At 59.4% G+C, this 23,069-nt stretch carries 17 protein-coding genes; 5 read left to right on the plus strand and 12 right to left on the minus strand.

Annotated elements, in window-relative coordinates:
* Nucleotides 1-27 precede the first annotated feature (27 nt).
* Genes FHW96_RS24880 through FHW96_RS24900 form a run of 5 tightly spaced genes read right to left on the minus strand, consistent with a single transcriptional unit; the run spans nucleotide 28 to nucleotide 4,367 of the window.
* Nucleotides 28-819 (minus strand): cyclase family protein, encoded by a 792-nt coding sequence (locus FHW96_RS24880; RefSeq protein ID WP_172343271.1) that lies wholly within the window; start codon nucleotides 817-819, stop codon nucleotides 28-30.
* Nucleotides 820-835: 16 nt separating this feature from the next.
* Nucleotides 836-1,870 (minus strand): aromatic ring-hydroxylating dioxygenase subunit alpha, encoded by a 1,035-nt coding sequence (locus tag FHW96_RS24885; protein ID WP_172343256.1) that lies wholly within the window; start codon nucleotides 1,868-1,870, stop codon nucleotides 836-838.
* A 7-nt stretch (nucleotides 1,871-1,877) separates the two neighbouring features.
* A complete protein-coding gene (locus FHW96_RS24890; RefSeq protein WP_172343257.1) occupies nucleotides 1,878-2,318 on the minus strand; it encodes a DoxX family protein in 441 nt (146 codons plus the stop codon).
* A gap of 1 nt (nucleotide 2,319) precedes the next feature.
* Nucleotides 2,320-3,396, minus strand: coding sequence for a fumarylacetoacetate hydrolase family protein (locus FHW96_RS24895; protein ID WP_172343258.1), 1,077 nt, complete (start codon nucleotides 3,394-3,396; stop codon nucleotides 2,320-2,322).
* A gap of 32 nt (nucleotides 3,397-3,428) precedes the next feature.
* Entirely contained in the window at nucleotides 3,429-4,367 is a 939-nt protein-coding gene (locus FHW96_RS24900; protein WP_172343259.1) for a VOC family protein, read from the minus strand.
* A 144-nt stretch (nucleotides 4,368-4,511) separates the two neighbouring features.
* Between FHW96_RS24900 and FHW96_RS24905 the strand changes: the two genes are divergently transcribed.
* Nucleotides 4,512-5,417: a LysR family transcriptional regulator gene (locus tag FHW96_RS24905; protein ID WP_172343260.1), complete on the plus strand. Its 906-nt coding sequence runs from the start codon at nucleotides 4,512-4,514 to the stop codon at nucleotides 5,415-5,417.
* A 36-nt stretch (nucleotides 5,418-5,453) separates the two neighbouring features.
* Here the strand turns inward: FHW96_RS24905 and FHW96_RS24910 are convergent, their stop codons facing one another.
* The 3 genes from FHW96_RS24910 to FHW96_RS24920 form a co-directional block, all read right to left on the minus strand.
* Nucleotides 5,454-7,835 carry a TonB-dependent receptor gene (locus tag FHW96_RS24910; RefSeq protein ID WP_172343261.1) on the minus strand — a complete coding sequence of 794 codons (2,382 nt, stop codon included), beginning with the start codon at nucleotides 7,833-7,835 and terminating at the stop codon, nucleotides 5,454-5,456.
* A gap of 117 nt (nucleotides 7,836-7,952) precedes the next feature.
* Nucleotides 7,953-9,029 (minus strand): amidohydrolase family protein, encoded by a 1,077-nt coding sequence (locus FHW96_RS24915; protein WP_371815811.1) that lies wholly within the window; start codon nucleotides 9,027-9,029, stop codon nucleotides 7,953-7,955.
* Nucleotides 9,026-10,078 (minus strand): aromatic ring-hydroxylating dioxygenase subunit alpha, encoded by a 1,053-nt coding sequence (locus tag FHW96_RS24920; protein WP_172343262.1) that lies wholly within the window; start codon nucleotides 10,076-10,078, stop codon nucleotides 9,026-9,028. The genes FHW96_RS24915 and FHW96_RS24920 overlap by 4 nt, the downstream gene beginning before the upstream one ends.
* Nucleotides 10,079-10,718: 640 nt before the next feature.
* Between FHW96_RS24920 and FHW96_RS24925 the strand changes: the two genes are divergently transcribed.
* Nucleotides 10,719-11,993 (plus strand): MFS transporter, encoded by a 1,275-nt coding sequence (locus tag FHW96_RS24925; RefSeq protein WP_172343263.1) that lies wholly within the window; start codon nucleotides 10,719-10,721, stop codon nucleotides 11,991-11,993.
* Nucleotides 11,994-12,055: 62 nt separating this feature from the next.
* On the opposite strand, the gene FHW96_RS24930 is transcribed toward FHW96_RS24925, so the two are convergent.
* The 3 genes from FHW96_RS24930 to FHW96_RS24940 all read right to left on the minus strand — a co-directional run bounded on the left by FHW96_RS24930 (nucleotide 12,056) and on the right by FHW96_RS24940 (nucleotide 15,891).
* Complete coding sequence (locus FHW96_RS24930; protein ID WP_172343264.1) at nucleotides 12,056-13,741, minus strand: CapA family protein; 1,686 nt, start codon at nucleotides 13,739-13,741, stop codon at nucleotides 12,056-12,058.
* A gap of 73 nt (nucleotides 13,742-13,814) precedes the next feature.
* The gene (locus FHW96_RS24935; protein ID WP_172343265.1) at nucleotides 13,815-15,233 is read right to left on the minus strand and encodes a sensor histidine kinase; all 1,419 of its coding nucleotides are present in this window, start codon (nucleotides 15,231-15,233) and stop codon (nucleotides 13,815-13,817) included.
* Nucleotides 15,223-15,891: a response regulator transcription factor gene (locus FHW96_RS24940; RefSeq protein WP_172343266.1), complete on the minus strand. Its 669-nt coding sequence runs from the start codon at nucleotides 15,889-15,891 to the stop codon at nucleotides 15,223-15,225. Before FHW96_RS24940 ends, FHW96_RS24935 begins: the two co-directional genes overlap by 11 nt.
* Before the next feature lie 133 nt (nucleotides 15,892-16,024).
* Between FHW96_RS24940 and FHW96_RS24945 the strand changes: the two genes are divergently transcribed.
* The 3 genes from FHW96_RS24945 to tcuC all read left to right on the plus strand — a co-directional run bounded on the left by FHW96_RS24945 (nucleotide 16,025) and on the right by tcuC (nucleotide 21,254).
* A complete protein-coding gene (locus tag FHW96_RS24945) occupies nucleotides 16,025-17,077 on the plus strand; it encodes an ABC transporter substrate-binding protein (protein ID WP_172343267.1) in 1,053 nt (350 codons plus the stop codon).
* Complete coding sequence (locus tag FHW96_RS24950; RefSeq protein WP_172343268.1) at nucleotides 17,074-19,890, plus strand: TonB-dependent receptor domain-containing protein; 2,817 nt, start codon at nucleotides 17,074-17,076, stop codon at nucleotides 19,888-19,890. Before FHW96_RS24945 ends, FHW96_RS24950 begins: the two co-directional genes overlap by 4 nt.
* A 65-nt stretch (nucleotides 19,891-19,955) precedes the next feature.
* Nucleotides 19,956-21,254 (plus strand): tricarballylate/proton symporter TcuC, encoded by a 1,299-nt coding sequence (gene tcuC, locus FHW96_RS24955; protein ID WP_172343269.1) that lies wholly within the window; start codon nucleotides 19,956-19,958, stop codon nucleotides 21,252-21,254.
* A gap of 441 nt (nucleotides 21,255-21,695) precedes the next feature.
* Here the strand turns inward: tcuC and FHW96_RS24960 are convergent, their stop codons facing one another.
* On the minus strand, nucleotides 21,696-22,382 hold the full coding sequence (locus FHW96_RS24960) for a spermidine synthase (RefSeq protein WP_172343270.1): 687 nt from the start codon (nucleotides 22,380-22,382) through the stop codon (nucleotides 21,696-21,698).
* Nucleotides 22,383-23,069: the final 687 nt, after the last annotated feature.

Here is a 23,069-nt window from a genome sequence, read left to right on the forward strand (position 1 = left end):
CGTTGCGCAAGGTAGCAAGGCGCATGATTATTCCTCGATGATGGCCACGGCGCGGGTCCAGCCTGCGGATGCGCCCTTGATCTTGTGGGGGAAGCGCGAAACCGTGAAGCCATGCGGGGGCAGGGCTTCAAGATTATGCAGCTTTTCCAGATGGCAATAGCCGATGTCACGCCCGGCCTTGTGGCCTTCCCAGATGAGGGACGTGTCGCCGGTTTCCTTCACCTTTTCCGCCGTATGGGCAAAGGGCGCGTCCCAGCTCCACGCATCGGTGCCCGTCACGCGCACGCCGCGCGTGGTCAGATACATGGTCGCCTCATAGCCCATGCCGCAGCCGATGTTGACATAGTTGGGGTTGCCCACCGCCATGCCTGCCGCGGTATTGACCAGCACGATGTCGAGCGGGGCCAGCTCATGCCCGATGCGCGCCAGTTCATCCTCGACATCCTGCGCGGTGACGACATAGCCATCAGGAAACGCGCGGAAATCCAGCTTCACTCCGCGCTGGAAACACCATTCCAGCGGGATCTCGTCGATGGTCAGCGAGCGCTTGGCCTCGCCGCTGGCCGCGTCCATCGTGGGATGGAAATGATAGGGCGCGTCCAGATGCGTGCCCGAATGGGTGGTCAGCTTCACCCATTCGGCCGCCGCAAAACCGGCCCCGTCGGGGGTCTGCTCGGCCGTCACGCCGGGGAAGAAATGGCCCAGCTCACCCATCGTCTCGGCATGCCGCTGATAAGTGATCTCCGGCTTGAGGAACGGAGGATCGGTGATCACGTCATTGCACAAGGTGATCGACAGGTCGATGAAACGGCGGGTCAATTCCTGCGCTCCCGTCTTAAAGGGCCGCATGCTTGGCGCGTTCCTCGTCAAGCATGCGCGTGACGATGCGCCTTGCCCTGACTGCGCCTTCATCGAACGGCAAAATGGCGGGCTTGTGAGCCATAAGATCGTTCGACCGCATTCGGCTGCGCACGGCCGCAATCATCGGTTCGTCTTCACATTCAAAGGCGTTTTGTGTTCCCTGTTTCAACATGGCCGAGACATTCTCGCAGTCCTTGGCGCTATTGCGTCCCGCTGCCCAGAAATAACGCGTAGCCCCTTCGCCCTGCGGGACCAGCAGATGCATGACCACCAGTTGCGGATCGTGCGCGGCCGGGCTTTCGCCTTGCCCCATGCTGGTTTTCAGGGAGAGGCGGGCAGGGGCCTGCCAGACAATGTCAGCTACCATATTGGCCGTCGCCGGAGCATCAGGCCACAGCAGTTGGAACAGGCCGGTGACCGGTTCCTCCTTGATCGTATAGACCGAGCGGACTTCATCGCCCGTTTGTTCGCAGTGATAATGCGTGCGAACCGAATTGCCCGGTGAGGCAAGAAAGGGATGGAGAAACTCGACGTGTGTCAGGTCGAGCAAGTTGTCCGTGACCAACTCGTAATTAACCCGCACATCGAGTTGTCCATAAACCCAAGTAAGTGAAGGATCATCAAACAAGGGCAGTTCGGGCAGCGGATGGCTGTCGGCAAGGCTTGCATGGCCCATCCAGACCCACACCATGCCATAGCGCACGGCAACCGGGAAAGATTGGACGTGAAGCGCCGAAACGGTCTTGCCATTGCCGTGGGGATTACGGACACAGCGCCCGGTGCCATCAAATTCCAGCCCATGATAGCCACAGATGATCCTGCCATCGCGCAATTTGCCCCGGCTCAAGGGAGCAAAGCGATGCGGACAGGCGTCATACAGCGCCTTGGGATGCCCGCCCTCGCCGCGAAACACCACGATCATCTGATCCAGAATCTGGAGTTCCAGAGGTGTTTCGCCAAGGTCATGTGACCATGCCGCCGGATACCAGGCGTTGCGCAGAAATGTCATGTGATCCTCACCCATTATTTGCATTATCTGACCGGCAGCCTGCCATAAGGGCGTCGATGCTCCACGGTCCGCCGCCCGCCAGCGCCAGATAGAGAAAAACGAAGCAGAACAGGATGGCCAGATCACCCTGGTTCACGACCGGCATCCAACCGTCTTTCATGCCCAGCCCGGCCGGGAAATGGACCATCCAGTAAGCGAAGGCCATCTCGCCGCTCAAAATGAAAGCAACAGCCCGTGTGCCAAGGCCAAAGACGATGGACAGACCGCCGAAGAATTCGAGAAAGCCTGCCAGTCCTGCGATGCTGAAAACCACCATCGGCCCCGAATGATGTGGGCTGGCGGGCCAAAGGAAGAGTTTTTGCACACCATGTTGCATGAAGATCAGGCCTGAGACAAAGCGCAGAATGCTCAGGCCTATGTTTGCCGCGTTGCCGGCAGGCAGCTTCATGTCACCACTCCGTGATAAAGGGGCCGTAGGTGGGTGTACGGCCTCCGGTTTCCTCGGCAACAATCCGGTTGGTCTGGCGGCCCAGATAGGTGATCTCGCTTTCCATCACATCGCCGGGTTTCAGCCATGCATTGCCCCACATGGCGCCATTGCCCGGCGGCGAACCGGTGATCAGCAGATCGCCCGGAACCAGTCGGATGCGTTCCGAGGCATAGGAAAGGATCTGTTCGGGCTGAAAGATCATGTCGGAAATCGGCCAGTCCTGGCGGATCTCGCCATTCACTTTCAGGCGGATCTGGACTTTGTTGCGATCGACAAATTCCTTGGGCACGGCAAAGGGGCCGAAGGGCTTGAAATTGGGCTGATGTTTGCTGACCCAATCATACATGAAGCGCACATCGGCGCGGCGGAATTCATCGACGGTGCCGATATCATTGACCATGACATAGGCCGCGATCAGGTCGCCCGCCTCGTCCGGGCGAACATAGCGGCCCGTTTTGCCGACGATGGCCCCGAATTCCAGCTCCCAATCGGGATGTTCGCCCACCAGCGGCAGCGGCACATCCTCATTGGCACCGCAGAGCGAGGAATGCAGGCCGGTCCAGAAATAGGGCATGCCCTCGCGCGCACGGCGGTCGATTTCACGCAGGTTGCGGGCAAAGAACTGCTCGTCGCTCTCGCCAGCGAGGCGCTTGTCCTGATTGAACTTGTTGAAGGTCATCATCTCGGCGACATGCTGACGGTAATTGGACCCGGCGCACAGCATGTTGGGATGGGCCAGCACCGGCAGAATGGTCAACGCGCGATAGTCATGGGCATGGCGATCCTGACGCGCGGCCACATCATTGGCCAGATTGGAGGCGCGCTCCCAATCCGCAAACGCCGCATGGGTGTCGCGGTATTCCTCTGCCAGACTGTACACCCCGCCGCCGGGCAGCACCACGCCGGGGAAAGGCTCGGCATCGCCATCGCGGAATGTGCCGATGCCAAACGACCCGGATACCAGCCCGGTCATATCGTCGATGCCCTCAGGCCGGGGGGCTGCGGGAAGGGGTTTAAGGAAGCTGTGGTCTGTCATGTGTTCTCTCGCTTGTTTTTTTGGGGGGCTGTTCAGGAAAAATAGCGATCGGGCGGGTCCGAACTCCACACATCCATTTCGACGTCGTGGACATCGTGAATGCGGGTGCCGTCCGATTTGCGCAGGCGGTCGGTATCGGTGAAGGTTTCGAAGCGGTTGCGGTCGGGGTCGCGCCAGACGTCAAAGACATGGCTGCCATGGGGATGGCGTCCAACGCCCCAGACCAGATCATAGCCGCGCGATTCCAGATAGCGGTGCGACATGAACTGCGCCTCGAAATCCTGCGCTTCAAAGCTGATGTGGTGGCAGTCCGTGCGCCCGTCCATGCTTTGCATCAGCGCGATGCAATGGTGATCGACCAGTTCCTCGCCATGATCGAGGCGCAGGAAACCGATGATCTGGACATGGGGCAGGCCCGGAACGTGATAGATATCGCTGGGGATCAGGCCCAGCACATCCTTGTACCAGGGCAGGCTGGCGAGGAAATTAGGGACGAACAGGCCGATATGGCCCAGCCGAAACAGCTTGGCCGGGGCCATCGGCCGTTTGGGTTCAAACCGGCCCTCGCGCGGATAGGCGAGCGGTGAGTTCATCTGCCAGTCGGGATAGGGGGGCAGGGCTTGCTTTGTGCCCGCGCCATGGATCAGATCCACGCGAAACCCGTTGGGATCGATCAACGTTGCACAGCGCCCGCCACCGGGCAGGTCCAGTTCAACAATACCTTCGGCGCCATGGGCCGAGATGACTTCTTCCAGATCGGCCTCGCTGGCCACCTCGAAGGCGAAACCGATAAATTTTGGTTCGTCACTTTGATGGGCAACATAGGCAAAGGCATCGCTGCCCTGTGTCGCCATGACCAGTCGGGTTGCGGAACGCTCAATAGTAATGAGGCCGAAATCCTGGGCGAATTGTTCGGTTTGCGCCAGATCGCGTATATGAAATGTTACATGGTGCAGCTTGCGCAGCATCATGGCGTCTCTCCCCGGTTTCTGTTTCAAGGCGCGATGAAAAAGCACGCGCATCCAAGTGTCCGGAGCTTCATCGGTCAGGAGGGAGTTAACGTCCAATCGAATATTTCAGTTGCTTGGTATAAGTCATGCTGATACATAAAGGCGATGCGATTTGATGGTCTTGACCTGAACCTTCTGGTGGCTTTCGAGGCCCTGATCGAGGAGCGAAATGTCTCGGCGGCGGCTCGGCGGTTGAACCTGACGCAACCGGCCGTCACGGGCGCGCTTAACCGGTTGAGGGATTATTTCAGCGACGATTTGCTGGTGCTGCACGGACGCAAGATGCAGCCCACGCCCAAGGCGGAGGATCTGTCAGGGCCGGTGCGTCGTGCCCTGCTGCAAATTCGCGGAGAGATCACGCGTGCGGGCGATTTTGTCCCGGCGACTTCCAACCGCCATTTCCGCATCGTTGCTTCGGATTACGCCTATACGATCGGGCTGGCCGAATTGTTCGTGCGAGCCTCGGCGCTGGCGCCCAAAGTCACATTTGAAGTGATCCCGCCCAGCGTGCAAGCCACTGAAAGGCTTGAACGCGCGGAAGTGGATGTGGTGATCTCGGTCCAACCCTATGTGAATGCCAAATATCCGGTTCTTGAATTGTGGCGGGATAGCGATGTCATCATCAGCTGGCAGGGGGCCGGTTATACGACCATATCTGAGGAGGTCTTCTTTGAGGTCGGCCATGCGGTATCCACGTTTGGCCCTGACCGTCGGCCATCGGTAACCGACCAATATATCGAGAAAATGGACCGTGAGCGCCGGGTGGAAGTTCTGCTGCCCAGTTTTGGCGATCTGTGTCGCGGGGTGGTTGGCACCCGTCGACTGGCGACCATGCACCGGCGCTATGCCGAGCATTTTGCAAGGTTTTATCCGATTGCCATTCACGAAACCTGGACGCCGTTTCCAGAAATAGTCCAGATTGCACAATGGCATAAGGTGCGTGACAACGATCCCGGCATCCATTGGATTTTGCGCTTGCTCAGCGATATATCAATGCCCGTCCAACTATAAAGGGGAGAGGTCTGACCTCTCCCCGTATTCCAGTCTTCAGAATTTATAGGACAGACGCCCCCCAAAGGTCCGGGGTGGTCGAAGGGTGGTTGCATAGAAACTGGTTCCCGGCGTCGGAAACGCCTGAGATATAAGCGTCTTGTCGAAAATATTGTTCATATACAGCCCGAGCGAGAGGGCCGAGGATCGTGGACTGAAGTTGATCTGCGCATCGGCCAGCCAATAGCCACTTTGCGTTTCGACCGGCGCGAATTCCATCCCGATCAGCGTGGCGGTTTGGTAATGCGCCTTGGCATTTACCGTGAATTCTCCAAAGGATACCGGTACATGCTGTTCAATCCCCAGATTGAGTGTCCATTCGGGGGCGTTAACGGGGCGTTTCCCGCTGCAATTCACAATATAGGCCCCTGAACCGGTAAAGCCGGCGGTGGGGCAGGACGTGCCGTTAAACGTGCCGCCGTTGGAATTGGGGCTCTGGAAGATGAACCGGTCATAGCTGGCGTCGAGATATTGCAGGTCGGCGGACAGGGTGGTCAAGGCGGTTGCCGCAAATCTTGCTTCAAGTTCAAAACCCTGAAAGGTCGCGCGTCCTACATTCTCGGTCACGAAAGTCGGCACGCTGGCCACAGTCAGCAAATGGCTGATCTGCTGATTGTTATATTTCCAGCGATAGAGTTCGAGGTTCAACTGGACCCGATTGCCCCAGAAGCGGTTCTTGGAGCCTAGTGTGAAGGCCTGAAGCGTTTCGGGATCGAAGGCGCCTCCCGCGCCATTCGGACTGTAGAAGAAGCCGCCCGCCTTGAACCCGGTTTCGAACGAGGCATAGACCAGATTGCGGGGGGTGATGTCCCAGTCCGCGCCCGCGCGCCAGGTGAATTTGCTGAAGCTCTTGGCCTGATTATTGGTAAAGACGGTTGCCGCCTGAATGACATTGGGAGCATTCACGACATCGGGCAATCCACCGTAAGGTGCAGGCCCCAGCGTGGGGACAAGGACCGACGGGAATGTGCCCAGTGCGGCCGGTGTCGGGCCAAAGGGCAGCGAGGGCGCGGTCGGACAGGCCGCCGCTGTGCAAATGCGCGTCAACGAGACACGGCTGCCGTTGAAATCCTTGTCTTCCCAGGTTTGCCGGCCGCCGATGGTCAGCCGAATGTCGGGGGTTACGGCATAGGTCAGCCGTCCGAACAGCGCCTTGCTGGTCGTGTTGAGCAACATGTCCTTGTCATATTGGGCGTTCCAGTTGGACGCGTAATCGCCAAAAGGACCGTAGGTGTGATCGTGATAATAGAAGGCGCCTAGCAGAGCGCGCAAAGGCTTTGACTCGGGCGTGGCAAAACGTGCCTCAACGCTGGTTTGCGCATTTCGCTCGACCGCATTGACCTGAAAACCGGGTGAAAAACTGTTATAATTCAGATGCCCTTCGCGATATGACGGCAGTATGGTAAGCGCGCCGAAATCGCTCGTCCATTCCGCAGACCCTGAAATTCCCAGAAAGTGATTGCGCAAATAGGGCTGGAAACCGGACGGAAAAGTCTGGAACGTCCGCCCCAGAGTACCGGCCTGTTGGCTGGAATAGAAGGCCTGCCCCTGAGGTGAGAAAATCCCGATGCGGCTATCGGGCGAGAAGGTTGTGGCCGTTGCAACGCCTTGTGGCGCCAGCAGTGGCGTCATTCCTGAGCCCCGCCCGCCCTGATCGAAATAATCGGAGACCAGATTGAGGCGCACCGCATGGCTCGGTTCAAAACGGAAGGAGCCGCGCAGGCCGATATCGTCCTGATCGTCGGTGCCATCGTTCATATATCCGTTGTGTTTGACGTGCATCGCCGCGATCCGCGCTGCGGCTTTGTCGCCCATCGGGATGTTGACGGCGGCATCCAGCCGCAGCGCCGAATAATTGCCGACATCAACCCCGGCAAACCCGCCCCAGACACCCAGTTCCGGCTTCTTCGGCAAGACATTGATCGCGCCGCCCGTGGCATTGCGGCCATAAAGCGTGCCTTGCGGGCCTTTGACCACTTCGACACGTTCGAGATCATAGAAGAAGCCTGCGGTCGCGGAGGGACGGCCGATGTAAACCCCGGCGAAATTGAACGCGATGGCTGAATCGGAAAAGGCATTGCCGTTGAAATTGCCCACTCCGCGCAGATAGAACAGATTGTAAGGCCCGGCGGCCGGCGCCACTTGCAGCGAAGGCACCATATTGCCAAGCGCAGTGGTCTGGGTGACGCCTGCCGTCCTTAATTCATCGCCACCGATTGCCGACACAGCGATGGCGGCCTTTTGCAGGCTCTCGCTACGGCGCTGTGCGGTGACGACGATGTCCTGAATGCCCGGTGCGTCTGCGGACTCGGCGGCCCGCGTGACGTCGGGCATGGCCAGCGCCAGCGCACTGGACGCAAGGAAATAGGCTGATCTCATGTCACTCTCCCTTTTATTTTTTTGCTGTGGTGCGCGATAAAATCACGTGTCCCGACCATCGGTCCAATCAACAATTGAACCGTCAGAAATCAATTTCCCTGATGGAATGGATTGCGCTTAATCTGAAGCGCAGGAGCAGCCTTTCGGCACCAGCCCCAGCAACTCCGCTGCATTCAGGCCGAGCAGGCGGGCCTTGATTCCATCGGGCAAATGATCGTGAAAGCCAATCGGATCCGGCTCGCCCATATCGAAGGGGTAATCCGTGCCCAGACACAATCTGTCCGCGCCATGGCTGCGAACCAGGCTGTCGAGTTGATCCCGATCGAACACCAGTGTGTCGAGCCAGACCTGACGCAAATAGGTGGAAGGTTCGCGCGCAATAAACTGGCGGCAATCTTCCCGCGCGCGAAAGGCGTGATCCATCCGCCCCCAATAGGCGGGCAAATAGCCGCCGCCATGGGCCACGCATAATTTCAGCCCGGAATGCTGTTCCAGCACGCCGCCGAAAATCAGATGGCTGAGCGCGATGGAGGATTCGAGCGGATTGCCGATGATATTGTCGAGATAATGTTCGGCCAATCGCTCGCTATGGGTAAAGCCCAGCGGATGCATGAACACCAGCACGCCCAGATCCTCGGCCGCCGCGAAGAAAGGACGAAGCGCCTCATCGGCCAGTTCGCGGCCCGCGACATTGGTGCCGATCTCAATCCCGCGCAGCCCCAGATCGCCCACACAGCGGCGCATTTCCTGCACCGCCATCTCGACATTCTGCAAAGGCACCGTTCCCATGCCCACCAGCCTGTCGGGATGCTGCGCCACCGCCGCTGCGATGCCGTCATTGACGATCCGCGCGGCATCGCGGCCCAGTTCATCGGGCGCGAAATAGTAATATTGGCCGGGTGAGGGGCTGATTGCCTGCACATCGACGCCAAGGCGGTCCATGTCCTCCAACCTCTCGTCGATACCATTCAACTTTCGCCCGATGGTGGCGAAAAGCCTGGCATTGGTGGTGATGGATGCCTGCGACATGAAGGCCAGCGGGTTGGGTGGATTGTCGACCTCTGCGCGCACCAGCGCTTCGGCACTGGCGATATTGATGTGGCAATGCAGATCGACCACCAGATGCTTGCCCCGTTGCATAACCGGGATCGGCGCGCGTTCGGGGCCGCAGACGCAGAGGTGATCGCCGCTCACGCTTCGGTCTCCAGCATCTTGGCGATGCGGCGGCGGACCTTAACGGCGGGGCCATCGGATTTGACCAGTAATTCGCGCTGGACCCGCGATGCGGCATCGACATGGGGTTCGATGGCCTCGATCGCGTCAATGTCCTGCTGACGAATCTTCTTGTCCGATTCCAGTTGGAACGTATCAAGCGCTTCATCATCAAGGCGGAAATTGCGATTGGCAAAGCCAAAGTAGTGCGAACTCGTCGTGGTTTCCGGGGTGATGCCATGCAGGATATGCAAATGGCCCAGCGCGGGCGGCACCTGTTCATGCCCCGGCACTTTGACGAACAGCGGCATATTGGTGCGGATCAGTTCCGGGCCATAGAAATCCGTGATGGACTCCCAGTCGGCCAGCCCTTCGTACCTATGCTCTGCCCCCCATAACATATCGTGGAATCCGCCCCATGGCAGTTTGCCGCTGCGGATCAGGCGATAGCTGTGCTGGCGCTCTTCCTCGCGCATGGGCATGGCCTTCATCGCCTCGCCGCCTGCGATATGATGGTGCAGATAGGGCAGGTGAGTCAGGTCCATCAGATTGTCGATCAGCAACTGGGCGCGGGCCTTGATCGTGAAATGGTTGGGCGAACTATAGTGCCATCCCTCGACGCCCAGTCCGAAATCCTCATAAGGCGGGATCAGATCTGGATCACACCTAGCCTCATCCCCCAGCCAGATCCAGCAGAGTGGACCTCGCTCCTCGATGCGGTAGGTGGGCTGGCAAAAGCCTGTGCCGGTGCCTTGGGAAGGGATGCCGCTGCATTTGCCATCGGCTTCAAACACAAAGCCGTGGTAACCGCAGACCAGAGTGTCGCCTTCGACCCGTCCCTGGGCCAGTGGGAAATAGCGATGCGGGCATAGGCCATACATGGCCACCGCTTTGCCCGCTTGTGTTCGATAAAGGGCCAATGGCTTGCCTAAAATCGTTCGGGCAAGCGGGGATCGGGTGATTTCGTTTGAAAAAGCCGCGATATACCAGCGGTTCATGACAAACGGCTGCGCCTTGTCAAACGGATACATACCTCTTCCCTTTTGTGGTCTAAATTTGCATGCCTTTCATTTACTCGCGTTGGATTTAGAAGAATAATCAATATTGAATTATCAAACTATCAATATAATCTATAGATTTGCTGACGAGGTCTTAGATTTTCGTCCATGCGTTCTGCCATTCAGCCACATGCTCCGGATGGCCGGCGACAAAATCTCCCAAGGCGGTCTGGAGCGAGACTCATTACGCGGCAAGTGTAGCCGCCCATTTGCGACGGCGGTATAGGGAAGCAGTTTTCAAACTTGGGCGATAAAACCAGGCCATCGGTGCTATAACAAACCAAAGGATGATCTATCCATATCGTGGGAGCCGTGTTTGAACTTGGAACGAGAAGCAAAGTTTTATTTAGAGTGAACTGGTAAAGCGAAAAATTTTGATGAAAATAACCGCTGTTTTTGGATTATTTTTCGTAAATTTTCATGAAAAATCGAAGATGATACTTTTGAAATGTGGTTCACATGCGCCGTAAATAAAGGAATTTGACATCCGATGAACCATGAAAGCCTCGGTCAATGTACTTGAAAGGTTGGCGAAAGGGCCGGTCCGTAAAGCCTGCCTGTCAATAACGAGAACAGGAACATCCACATTCTGTGTGGTCGCTCCGGGAGCTGCATGATGGAAGACATTGAACGCATAGTCATTCGCAAGTTGTCGCTCCGGCTGCTGCCGGTCCTGATCCTCGGTTACCTCGTCGCCTTTATCGACCGCTCTAATATCGGTTTTGCCACGCTGACGATGGGCCCCCAGCTTGGCATTGGTCCTGCGGCTTTCGGCTTTGGCAGCGGGCTGTTCTTTGTGGCCTATGTGCTGTTCGAGGTGCCCAGCAATCTGGCACAGGAGCGTTTTGGCGCGCGGCTGTGGATCGCAAGGATCATGATCACGTGGGGGCTGGCGGGGTTGGCGATGGTGGCGGTGCGCGGGCCGGTCAGCTTTTCGCTCGCGCGATTTCTGCTGGGCGCGGCCGAGGCAGGCTTTTTCCCCGGCGTCATCCTTTACCTGTCGCAATGGTTTCCCGGCGCCCATCGCAGCCGTATCGTCGCGCTGTTCATGATCTCGATCCCGCTGTCGAATGTTGTGGGATCAGCCCTCTCGGCGATGCTGCTGGCGCTGGACGGGGCATGGGGGATCAAGGGGTGGCAATGGTTGTTCCTTCTGGAATCGTTGCCTGCGGTTGTGCTGGGCTTGCTGGTGCCTTTCGTGCTGGCGGACCGGCCCGATCAGATCCACTGGCTTACAGAGGCCGAACGGGAGTGGCTGACCAAAACGCTGGCTGCCGAGCGTGGCGCGGCGCAAGGAGGGCATGGCCGGGCATGGAAAGTGATCGCTGACCGCCGCATTTGGGCACTGGCGTTGATCTATTGCGGCAGTTCGGCCACCAGCAACGTGCTCTCCTTGTGGCAGCCCCAGATTATCAAGTCTTTTGGGCTGACACTTTGGGAAACAGCCCTCCTTAACATGCTCCCTTTCGCGGCGGCCACGGGCTTTATGGTCTTTTGGGGCCATCGCGCCGATATCAAGGGCAGCCGCATTGGCGCCACGGCAGCGCCGCTGCTGGTCACCTCGGCCGCGCTGTTTCTCACGCTGCTCACGCATGCTCTGGTTGCTACGATGGCCTTGCTGGTGGTGGTGCTGATGGCCAACTATGCGCTCAAGGGGCCGTTCTGGGCGCTGTCCAGCGAGACGCTGGGCGCACGTGACGCCGCAGCGGGGCTCGCCGCGATCAACGCTATCGCGCATCTGGGCACATCGGGGGTGAACACGCTGTTTGGCGTGTTGCAAGAGCGCAGTGGTTCTTTCGCCATCGCGTTGCTGCCCTTGGCGCTGCTTACGTTGGCGGGGTGCGGTATGACGCTCTGGCTTGGCAAGTCACGCGGGCAACCGGCGTAAAGAGAAGCGGGGTGTGAAGGGTATCCTCCACACCCCGCTTCATACGACCGATGGATCTATGCTCATTGGAAGCGGATATAGCCCACCCCATCTTCGATCGTGATGTTAGTGCCAAAGGGTTTGGAATATTCCACGATTTCGTCGAGGATCTTTTTGGCCACCTCGGGCGAGGGTTTACGCGGAATGCCCACCTGCGAACCGGGGCGCGGCGTCTGGCCCAGATCGACCGGATAGATCACCACTTCCTTGAGCTTGCCACCGTCAAAATTGGTATAGGCGACATAGGATTCCAGCGTCGGCTTAAGCTGCCAGAAGCCCTGAAACTCATGTTCGCCCACAATCGGGCCGCCAGCTGCATTGGCTTCCTCAAATTCCTTGAACGGGCCGTGGAAAGCGCCTTCGCCCGGCTTCTGTCCTGGATAATGCCCCTTGGGCAAGGGCATGATGGCGGATTGAAAAATGAAATTGGAGGTGCCGTAAAATATCGGCTTGCCCTTATAGATTTCAATGCCTTTGAGCGTATGGACGCCTTGCCCCACAAAGACATCGACCCCCTGATCCACCGCCATATGGGCGAATTTGATTTCGAAATCGGCGGGGAAGTGATCGTAGGAATAGGCTTGGAAATCATAGCGGTTCTGGTGCCAGTGGATGTTGGTCACCAGCAGGTCGGAGGCCTGTTTGGCGGTGCGGATCTGAGTCAGGATCTCGCGCAGGTCCTGCGGGTTCATGTCGAAACTATGTTCGCCGGGACGGTCCATCACGCGAAACTGCGTGCCAAAGGCCTTCAGGTCTCCCCCATGCTCTCCCGCGTCCGGCTGTCCGGCAATATTGCGCAGCAGCACCATCTGCGCCGCCGTCACGCCGTGAAACAGCGTCAGGCGCAAGGAATTACGGATGCCGTCGTCCGGCCCCGCCGCGCCATCGCCCGGATAGAGCGCGGGTTTGACCATAGGCTCATCGGAGGGAACCGTGGCGGTGGTAAAGGTCAGGCCAAACAGCTTGGTCTCGCCATCGGCATCGGGCGCGGGCAGGGGAACCGGCACTTCAACCTCGTCGCGGCGTGCCAGAATGGCCGCTTTCATTGCGCGCACACCGGCCAGTTGGGCGGGCGATACATGGACCCGTGTGCCCCCGGCGCAGCAGGCGTCCAGCCCGCCCAGCGCATAGATGCCCGCAAAACCGACCAGCCCCTTGGGTGTGGCGAAATAGCGCGCCATGCGGGCTTCGGGCAGGCTGTGGGCGATGCCAGCATGGGTGATGCCAACGCGCTCTACCTCTTTCAGGTTGTTCCAGACACCCGGAGCGCGCGGGTCCTTGTTATTGGCCCGGCTGACCAGATCAATGCCCATCAGGCGCCAGTCATCGGCTACTTCCTTCGTCGCCAGATTGCCCCCGGCATGGGCGAAATTGTCGAAATCCATGATCTCGTTTTCAAAATCGCCGGTGGTCACATCAGCCTTGCGCAGGGGCTCGATAGCGGCCCTCACGGCCGGGTCATTAGAGGTGGCAAATGGCTGGAATTGCAGCAGATCACCAACGCTCGCCACGCTGAAAGGCTGGGCAATCTTGAGCGCCAGTTCCTTGGCTTGGTCAGGCTTTTTCGGCACTCCGCTCGACCCGTCGAACTTGCGCGCGCCATAGCCGACATTGCTGGCCACCTGCGCATGGGCATGCGCGCCCAGCATCGCGCCGATGGTCAGAGCCGAGGCGACACACATGCGCCAGCCAGAAGATCTTTTGGACATTACACTCTCCCGCGGGGGCGATCGGCCGCCCCTCTCGGCCCCGCTTTTAGGCGCGCTGGCTTTCGCAAGCCTTTCATAGCTGCGCTTCCCCGTCCGGAATGGTCAGGCGAACCAGCAGGCCCGGAGACGCATCGCCGCCATTAGCCCCATCGCCCAGCTCGACCCGCACCCCGGCGGTGTCGGCCAGCGAGCGCACGATGGCCAGCCCCAGTCCGCTGCCATGGGTGTCATAATCACGGGGCAGGCGGTGAAAGCGCTGGAAAACCGTGGTGCGCTGGTCGGGCGGGATGCCGGGGCCGTCATCCTCGACCTCAATCACCGCTTCGCCCTGATCGCGCAGCACGCGCAGGATGATGCAGCCATCCTCCCGCCCGTAATGGATCGCATTGTCGATCAGATTGCCCAACATTTCGGCCAGAATGAGAGGGTCGATGGCGGCCATGACGGGGCTATCGGCATCGAAATGGATTTCAATCCCGCGCCGGATTGCGCGGGGCGCCAGCTCCCTTGCCGTTTCGGCCACCAGAGCGTTGAGTTCAACCGAGCGCGCGGCCTGTTTCAGGACATTTTCCGAACGCGCCAGCGCCAGCAATTGATTCAGCAACCGTTGCAGGCGATCCGCCGAGGCGTCCACCTCGGCCAGCGCGGTCTGGCGTTCCGCCTCGGTGATATCGGCCTGCCGCGCCAGATGCAGATGGGCCCGCAGCGCGGCCAGCGGCGTTCGCATCTGGTGTGAGGCATCGGCGGTAAATTCGCGCACGCGCCGGGTGGTGTGGTTCAGGCGCTGAAGCAGATTGTTGAAGGTCTCGATCAGCCCGCGCAATTCCCATGGCGCCTGTGTCGCATCCAGCGGGACGAAGACATCGGCATTGGCTTTGCGGGCATCCATCGCCAGACGCAACCGGGTCAGCGGTTGCAGACCCCAATTGACCGCCGGGCGGATCAGCAGGGCGGCAAAAGCCACCAGCGCGATTTCCAGCGCCACCAGACCCGTCAGCATCCGGCGTTCCAGCAAGCCGCGCTCATCAAGCGTTTCGGCGACCTCGACCACCACGGGCAGATGATTGTCGGTCAGATAGCGGGCCTGCGTCGCCACGCGCACATTTTGGCCCAGATAGCGGTCATAGCGATAAAGCGTTTCATCGGGCGCGGGCATGGTGGCCGCAACGGGGAAATCGGCATATCCGGTGATGATCTGGCGTCCGCTGCGCACCACGTAATAGACATTGTCGCGGGCGCTGTCCTCCAGCATGCCGAAGGCGCCGGGGGGCACTTCGAGACTGATCCGGCCGCGCTCCAGCGTCACGGTTTCGGACACGGCATTGGCCGATGCGCGCAGCACTCGATCCGATGTGCGCTCGGCAAAATTATGGATGTACCACGAGCCGCTCAGGCCCAGCAGCAGGGCCACCCCGGTCAGCGACGAAACCAGCACCACCAACTGGCGCCGCGCCAGCGACCATCTTGCCCCCAACACCATGTCAGGACGCATCCATCATATAGCCCAGCCCGCGCAGCGATGTGATCTTTGGCCCATCGGGCGCCAGTTTCTTGCGCAGGCGGGTGATGTACACCTCGACCGCGTTCGAGCCGACCGGATCGTCATAGTCGAAGACTTCGGAGAGCAGCCTCTCCTTGGGCACCACCTTGCCCGCGCGCGAGGCCAGCGCCCAAAGCACCGACCATTCGCGCCGGGGCAGAACCAGCGGGCGATCAGCAACGGTCGCGCTGGTCGCGGAAAAATCGCACAGCAATTGCCCCACGCGCAGCAAGGGGCTGGCCGAGCCTGCCGAGCGGCGGACCAGCGCCCTGATATGGGCCAGCAATTCATCGGCATCAAACGGCTTGCCCAGATAATCGTCGCCGCCAAGATCGAGCCCCTGAATGCGGTCTTCGCGCTCATGCCTTGCGGTCAGGAACAGCACCGGCACCGTGGCCCCGCGCGCGCGCAAACGCCGGATCGTTTCAAAGCCCGACATGCCGGGAAGGCCGACATCGCATATGATAAGATTATAGGGTTCGGCCTCTGCCACATCGAGCGCTTCCTCGCCCGAACGCACCGCATCAATGGCAAAGCCGGAATTTTTAATAAGTGTAATCAGACCACTAGCCAGTGTCCGATCATCTTCAACAAGGAGAACCCGCGCCATGACTGCAATTTCCTCAAACCATGAAAGGCCGGTGAAAGCCTCCAAGCCTAGTACCGCTTCAACCAATACAAAAGAGGCGAGGATGGACAGGCCCCAATCGGCCCCCGGCAAAAGGAGGGGCTTTTCATATTTCTTGGCAGCTCCCCTGATGCTTGCCGGGTGTTCGGGCGCGGATGGCGTCCGTCCGGGCGTTGAACAGGCGCTGGTCATCTACAGTTCGACCGACCGCGCCCAGTTTGACGAGGTGGCGAGCGCGTTCAACCGCATCTATCCCAAAATCGCCATCCGCTATGAATCACTCTCGGCCAGCGACGTTTATGAGCGGGCGCGCGCAGAGATCAACAGCGGCCGGCCCGCCGTCGATCTGGTCATCAATTCGGCGATGGACCTTCAGATCAAGCTGGTCAATGACGGCTATGCCCAGACCTATGCCTCGCCCGAGGGTGCGGCGCTGCCCGGCTGGGCGGTCTGGAAAAATCAGGCCTATGCCGTCACCTCCGAACCCATCGTGATCGGCTATAACAAGCGTCTGGTGGCGCCCGCCGATCTGCCGCGCGATCATGACGAAATGGCCAGCCTGCTGCACCGGCGGGCGGACGCCTTTCGCGGGCGGGTGGCCATGTATGATCCCAAGGCCAGCCCGACCGGTTTTCTCTATATCACTGAGGATCTGCGCATTGACCGCGACAACTGGGATCTGGTGGCTGCGATCGGTCTGAGCAACCCGCAATTGTACAGTTCCACCGCGCGGATGATTGATGATGTCAGCAGCGGCAAGATGCTTTTCGCCTATAATCTGATCGGCTCCTATGCGCTGGACCGGGCGAGCCGGGATCCCAATTTCGGCGTGCTGATCCCGCGCGATTATGTGTTGATCGGATCGCGCGTGGCATTGATCGCGCGGGGGGCGCCTCATCGCAATGCAGCGCGCGCCTTTCTCGATTTCATGCTGTCGCGCGCCGGACAGGCCGCCTTCAGCCATCACGGGATGATCCCGCTGCGCCGCGATGTGGCGCGCGATGACATGCCGATCCGCGCGGGCAATGCGCGCGCCATCCATGTCGGGCCTTCGCTGATGGCGGGTCTCGACCAAAGCAATCGCGAGCGTTTTTTCGCGAAATGGGATGCCTCCGTCAGGGCGGCGGGCGCCATCAAAACAACCAGAACGGGGAGTGGGAAAACATGACATCCAAAAGGATCATGAGCATGGGGGCATCGCTGTTTGCCCTTGGGTTGGGCTGTGTATGCGGTGCAACGGGCGCCATGGCGCAGGAGCAGGCCGCGCCAAATGCGGTGACTGCGGCCGATATTGTGGTGACGGGCTCGCGCCTGCGCACCACCACCTTTTCAACGCCAACCCCGGTGACGGCCCTGACCAGTGCGGCGCTGGAATCAGCCTCCCCCGGCAATCTGGCCGAAGGGCTCAAGCAATTGCCCTCGGTCGTGCCGACGGGCGGGCAGACCGCAGGCGGCGGCACGCGGGCGGGCGGACAGAATTTCCTCAACCTGCGCGGCCTTGGCATTTTGCGCAGCCTGACGCTGCTCGACGGGCGGCGTTTCGTGCCCGCTGATCCGCGTCTGGTCACAGACGTCAACCTGATCCCGCAGATGCTGGTTGATCGGGTAGATGTCGTCACAGGCGGCGCCTCGGCCACTTATGGTTCGGATGCTGTGGGCGGGGTGGTCAACTTCATCCTCAACCGCAAGCTTGAGGGCATGCGCTATACGGTCAGCGAGGGCATTTCCCAGCGCGGCGACAATCAGGAATTCAAGACCTCGCTGGCCTATGGCACCAAGCTTGGCGGCATTGGTCACCTGATTTTGGGCGGCGAATATTATGATGGCACGGGCGTTAAGGGTGACGCGCGCGATTTCCGCAACACCGCGCCCAATCTGCTGCGCAACCCTTCGGGCGCTCCCACGCTGGTGACCGGTACTGACATTCGCACGCCCTATACGCTGGGCGGGTTGATCGTGAATGGCACGGGCGGCACGAGCGCCAACAATGCCTTGATCCGGGGCATGAAATTCGCGCCGGACGGCACGCTCAGCGCCTATAATTACGGCACACTGGCCACCGATGTGGGCGTGACCAGCGGCACCCAGAACGGCGGCGATGGCTATCGCGTTTCGACGGGGCAGGAAATCGTGCGCCCCCTCAAGCGCCGTTCGCTTTTTGCCCATGCCGATTTTGAACTGACGAATGCCATCAACCTCTTCGTTGAGGGCACCTATGGCTGGACGATCTCGAATTTCCAGAGCAGCCCCACCACGACAACGCTCTCGATTGCCCGCAGCAACCCCTATCTGGCACAGGTCGCCCCCGCACTTGTCGCGCAGATGACTTCGCTGGGCGTGACGGGTTTCACCATGAACCGGCTGACCATGGAGTCCGGCCCGACCTATACGGGCAATGAAAACACCGCACTGCGCGGCCTTGTCGGGCTAGAAGGCAAGCTGGGCGGGTTCAAGTGGGATGTGTCCTATCAATATGGCCGGACCGACAATCACAGCCCGACCTATAACAACCTGATCACGGCCAACATGGCCCGCGCGGTCAACACCACCCGCGACGGCAGCGGAGCCATCGTCTGCGCCGATACGCTCAGCGCCAATGCCGCCACGCGCGCGGCGGCGGCCGGATGCGTGCCGCTCAATCCCTTTGGCGCGGGCGCGCCCTCGGCGGCGGCCATGTCCTATGTGATGGGCACATCGGTGTTCGACACGCGCAGCGAAATGCAGGTGGCGGATGCCAATATCTCGGGCGATCTGTTCAACCTGCCCGCCGGGCCTGTGGGCATGGCGCTGGGCGCGGAATGGCGCAGCGCGAAAGCCACCACGACCGCCGATCCGCTGTCGCAGGCGGGCGCCTATCGTCTGGTCAACCAGCAGAACTTTTTTGGCCAGTATAACGTCAAGGAAGTTTACGGCGAACTCAACATCCCGCTGCTGATCGACAAGCCCTTCTTCCATCGCCTTTCGGCCAGTCTGGCCGGACGCCACACCGAATATTCAACCAGCGGCGGGGTCAACACCTGGAAAGCGGGGCTCAACTGGCAGATTTCCAATGATCTGAAACTGCGCGGCACGATCTCACGCGATATTCGCGCGCCCAATCTTGAGGATCTTTATGCATCGGGCCGTCAGAACAATCTGACCATCACCGATACGCTGACCAACCGCACCTATACGGCGGTGCCCAACCAGACCTATGGCAACACCGCCCTGCGTCCGGAAAAGGCGATTACCAAGGTGTTGGGCCTGATCTATCAGCCGGGCTGGCTGCGCGGGTTTAACATTGCGGTCGATTATTATGACATAAAAATCAGCGATTCGATTTCCAATATCGGCGGCCAGACGGCGGTGGATCAATGCAACCTGACCAACCAGGCCTCGCCGCTTTGCGCCTTTGTCACGCGCGATGCCACCAATGCGGTCATCGCCACGCGCACCTCACCGATCAACTTCTCCTCGCAGCAAACCAATGGCGTGGACATCGAGGCGCAATATCGAACCACGCTGCGCAACGAGGCGCGACTGGGTTTCCGCCTGCTCGCCAGCTATGTCGCGCATAACCGCACGCTCAGCCCGTTGATCACCAATCCGGTCGATGATGCGGGCAATATGATCACCCAGTCGAGCGGCGTTGCCCAGCCGCATTGGCGCGGTAACCTGATCGCCAATTATGACAGCGACCATGTCAGTGTCATGCTTCAGGGCCGCTATATCGGCGGGATGATCTGGGACAAGACCAAGGTTGTGGGCGTCGATACCGATTTCGGCTCGGTGGGCGCGCAATTCTATGTCGATGGTGAAATCTCGACGAAGTTCAAAACTTTCGGTGGCGAGCAGACCCTGTTCCTGAATGTCCAGAACATCCTCGACCATCAGCCGCCCTTTGCGCCGATCATCACCGGCGCCACCCCGCTGCCCACCCAGCCCGATCTTTATGATCAGGTGGGCCGCATGTTCCGCGTGGGGCTTCGCGGCAAATTCTGACCACCCTTGGGGAGGAGGGCCAAGCGCCTTCCTCCCGCCTTTTTCCCCTTCATGCGGAGCGCACCATGTCAGGTGATAAGAATGCCAATTGGACAAAAGCCAAAGCGGTGTTCATTGTTTCGAGCGGAAACTTCCTCGAAATGTATGATTTCATGGTCTTTGGCTATTATGCCAAGGCCATTGGCAAGGCTTTCTTTCCCGCTGTCAATCCTGCAGCCTCGCTGCTGCTGGCCTTTATGACCTTTGGCGCCGGATTTCTGATGCGGCCCGTCGGCGCGGTGGTGCTGGGCAGCTACATCGACCGCCATGGTCGCCGCAAAGGGTTGCTGCTGACGCTGGCCCTGATGGGGGTGGGGACGCTGGCGATTGCGGGCATGCCGACCTATGCCCAGATCGGGCTTGCCGCGCCTTTGCTGGTGCTGTTGGGGCGGCTGATTCAGGGCATGTCCGCCGGTGTCGAGGTGGGCGGCGCCTCGGTTTATCTCTCCGAAGTGGCTACCGAGGGGCGGCGTGGCTTTTATGTTGCGTGGCAATCGGCGAGCCAGCAGGTGGCGGTAATTTTCGCTGCGCTGGTCGGGCTTTTGCTTAATTTGCTGATGCCATCGGGGACGATGGAAACATGGGGTTGGCGCATACCCTTTGTCGTTGGCTCGTTGCTGCTGCCCTTTCTGTTGCTGGTACGGCGCGCGCTCAAGGAAACCGAGGCATTTGAACACAGCACCTCGCGGCCCGATCTGCGCGCCTCGCTCAATGCGATCCTTGCCAATTCCGGCATTGTCCTGCTGGGCATGGGCATGGCGGTGATGACCACCGTGTTTTTCTATATGCTGACGGCTTATACGCCTACGTATGGCACCAGCGTGCTTAACCTGACCCCGGCTCAATCCATGCTGGTCACGCTGATTGTCGGCACAACCAATTTCGTCTTGCTGCCAGTCATGGGCGCGCTGTCGGACCGTTTCGGGCGCACACCGCAATTGATCGCCTGTTCGCTGATGGCCGCGCTGGTGGGCTATCCCGCCCTGCAATGGATGGTCGCCTCGCCGTCTTTCGAGCGACTGGTGGCGGTCGATCTGCTGCTGGCCGCGATTTATGCCGGTTATAACGGCGCGCTGGTGGTGCATCTGACCGAGATCATGCCTGCTAATGTACGCACGACCGGCTTCGCGCTGGCCTACAGCCTGGCGACAGCCATATTTGGTGGTTTTACGCCTGCGCTTTCAACCTATCTGATCGAAGCGACAGGAGATAAGGGAGCGCCAGGTCTCTGGCTGAGCGGTGCGGGGCTGATGAGCCTGTTTGCGGTATTTGCTATTGCGCGGATCAAGCCAGCTAGGCGACCGGTTGCCACTATGGCCATGTGACGGCGCGCCGGCCTGTTTCATTGCGCCTGTTTCATTGCGCTTGTTGCTTGCGATGATGCCATGCAGCCCCGTCGATTGATCTATTCGCCTATGTATGTGCGACTGGTTTCGATGGGGCAGTCGCAATGTGAGGAGGACTGGCTTTGAGGCGATTGCAACTTAGGCGAGAACTTTCTCTCCACGGTCCAATTTGCCTCAATGCGTCTGTGCCTCCGTGTTTACGGCCTAACACTGAGCACACCGTGCGCTATCTGTGTGTCGATGTGGATAATGCTTTGACCTTGTCGGAACGAACTGAACTCTGACCAAAAAGCTGGCCCAGCGCGCCGTTAATGGGTCAGCTTTTGGACATTTACGAACGACTGGTTCCGACGCCTCGATCAGGGGGAGGGCACGTCAGGAATGGCAGCGTAACCGGAATTAAAGCGCTGTATCACGCCGTTAGGTGTCCAATTTCGCGAACCAGATCACATGCTTGGCGCCTTTGCCATTGCCTTGCTTATCGTAGCGCGCATAGACTGTAACCTCATCCACCGCGAAGCCAGCGGCTTTCAGGCGCCGTGTGAAGGCTTCGTCACGCGCGGCGGACCAGATGGCCAGCACCCCACCGTGACGCAACGCCCGTGCTGCCGCGCGCAACCCGGTTTTGGCATAGAGCCGGTCATTGCCGGCGCGTACCAATCCGTCGGGTCCGTTATCGACATCGAGCAGGATGGCATCAAAACCGCCCGGCGAGCCGGCGATCACGTCGACGACATCGCCTTGCACGAGTCTGACGCGCTGATCGTCGAGGCAACCTGCCGCCACCGCCGCCATTGGCCCGCGCGCCCAAGCAATGATCTCGGGCACGATTTCCGCAACGGTGACCTGTGCGTCATCAGGCAGCTTGGCCAGCGCGGCGCGCAAAGTGAAGCCCATCCCGTAGCCGCCGATCAGCATGCGCGGTTGCGGCGCGCTGGCAATGCGCGTGCAGGACATCACGGCCAGTGCCTCTTCGGAGCCGCGCATACGCGTGCTCATCAATTCGTTACGATCGAGCACGATCATGAAATCGCCGCCATGGCGGAACAGGCGCAATTCCTCGCCGTCGGGCACCTGTGCCGTACCAATCAATTCGCGCGTAATCATGCCGGTTCTCCTACCGTCTGCCCGGTCGCAACATCACTGGTCAAGGCCATTGAAAATGACAATCGCCCAGACCACCGATGGAATTCGCCTTTTTGTCAGCCATGAGTGGTCACGCACGGCCGCGCGGCGAGCGCCCCATTATCCTAAAGCTACCAATGTGCCATCCTTAACTTTCGCGGCTTGAAGGTTTTCGTGACACTGTTCGGACTAAGTCATTCTTAAGTATGGGATATTTATCGCGTCCGATGAACAGCATCAGATTTGTCTATGTCAGCTCTGAGGGCGAATAGCTCACGCATTCACGACGTTTCTCAGATCGGCGGCGAGTATTGTGCATCCGGCACTGCTTCGCAGTTATACATGCATGATAATACAGAGCGGCAGGCCGAAGGCTATGGTTTGATGGCGAAATTTTTGAATCTATTTGTGACGTAATATAGGTCTGTTCAGCAATAAATATTTATTCAATTGATTGGATTGAATGCATTTCGATTTATGAAAATATCTATAATTAAAAGAATGCTCATTTAAGCTGAGATTTGGCTCTGACTCACTTTTGCTGCTGATGATGGTATCCTTCGGTCGCTTCACTGGATCGCGTCCCATGTCGTGGTGTAGCTGGGGTTGAGGTGGTCACCGTGATTTTCGGATAGGTTTGGGTTGCGAAGCTCGAACCTGGAGAAACCG

Source organism: Novosphingobium sp. SG751A (assembly GCF_013149295.1).
GTDB lineage: Bacteria > Pseudomonadota > Alphaproteobacteria > Sphingomonadales > Sphingomonadaceae > Novosphingobium.

What these genes read in the sequence shown, in the direction of transcription:
- tcuC (WP_172343269.1), top strand. Translation starts at nt 19,956, where the DNA reads ATGTCAGGTGATAAGAATGCCAATTGGACAAAAGCCAAAGCGGTGTTC.
- FHW96_RS24885 (WP_172343256.1), bottom strand. Translation starts at nt 1,870, where the DNA reads ATGACATTTCTGCGCAACGCCTGGTATCCGGCGGCATGGTCACATGAC.
- FHW96_RS24960 (WP_172343270.1), bottom strand. Translation starts at nt 22,382, where the DNA reads ATGATTACGCGCGAATTGATTGGTACGGCACAGGTGCCCGACGGCGAG.
- FHW96_RS24925 (WP_172343263.1), top strand. Translation starts at nt 10,719, where the DNA reads ATGATGGAAGACATTGAACGCATAGTCATTCGCAAGTTGTCGCTCCGG.
- FHW96_RS24940 (WP_172343266.1), bottom strand. Translation starts at nt 15,891, where the DNA reads ATGGCGCGGGTTCTCCTTGTTGAAGATGATCGGACACTGGCTAGTGGT.
- FHW96_RS24950 (WP_172343268.1), top strand. Translation starts at nt 17,074, where the DNA reads ATGACATCCAAAAGGATCATGAGCATGGGGGCATCGCTGTTTGCCCTT.
- FHW96_RS24905 (WP_172343260.1), top strand. Translation starts at nt 4,512, where the DNA reads ATGCGATTTGATGGTCTTGACCTGAACCTTCTGGTGGCTTTCGAGGCC.
- FHW96_RS24895 (WP_172343258.1), bottom strand. Translation starts at nt 3,396, where the DNA reads ATGACAGACCACAGCTTCCTTAAACCCCTTCCCGCAGCCCCCCGGCCT.
- FHW96_RS24890 (WP_172343257.1), bottom strand. Translation starts at nt 2,318, where the DNA reads ATGAAGCTGCCTGCCGGCAACGCGGCAAACATAGGCCTGAGCATTCTG.
- FHW96_RS24930 (WP_172343264.1), bottom strand. Translation starts at nt 13,741, where the DNA reads ATGTCCAAAAGATCTTCTGGCTGGCGCATGTGTGTCGCCTCGGCTCTG.
- FHW96_RS24900 (WP_172343259.1), bottom strand. Translation starts at nt 4,367, where the DNA reads ATGATGCTGCGCAAGCTGCACCATGTAACATTTCATATACGCGATCTG.
- FHW96_RS24920 (WP_172343262.1), bottom strand. Translation starts at nt 10,078, where the DNA reads ATGTATCCGTTTGACAAGGCGCAGCCGTTTGTCATGAACCGCTGGTAT.
- FHW96_RS24935 (WP_172343265.1), bottom strand. Translation starts at nt 15,233, where the DNA reads ATGCGTCCTGACATGGTGTTGGGGGCAAGATGGTCGCTGGCGCGGCGC.
- FHW96_RS24910 (WP_172343261.1), bottom strand. Translation starts at nt 7,835, where the DNA reads ATGAGATCAGCCTATTTCCTTGCGTCCAGTGCGCTGGCGCTGGCCATG.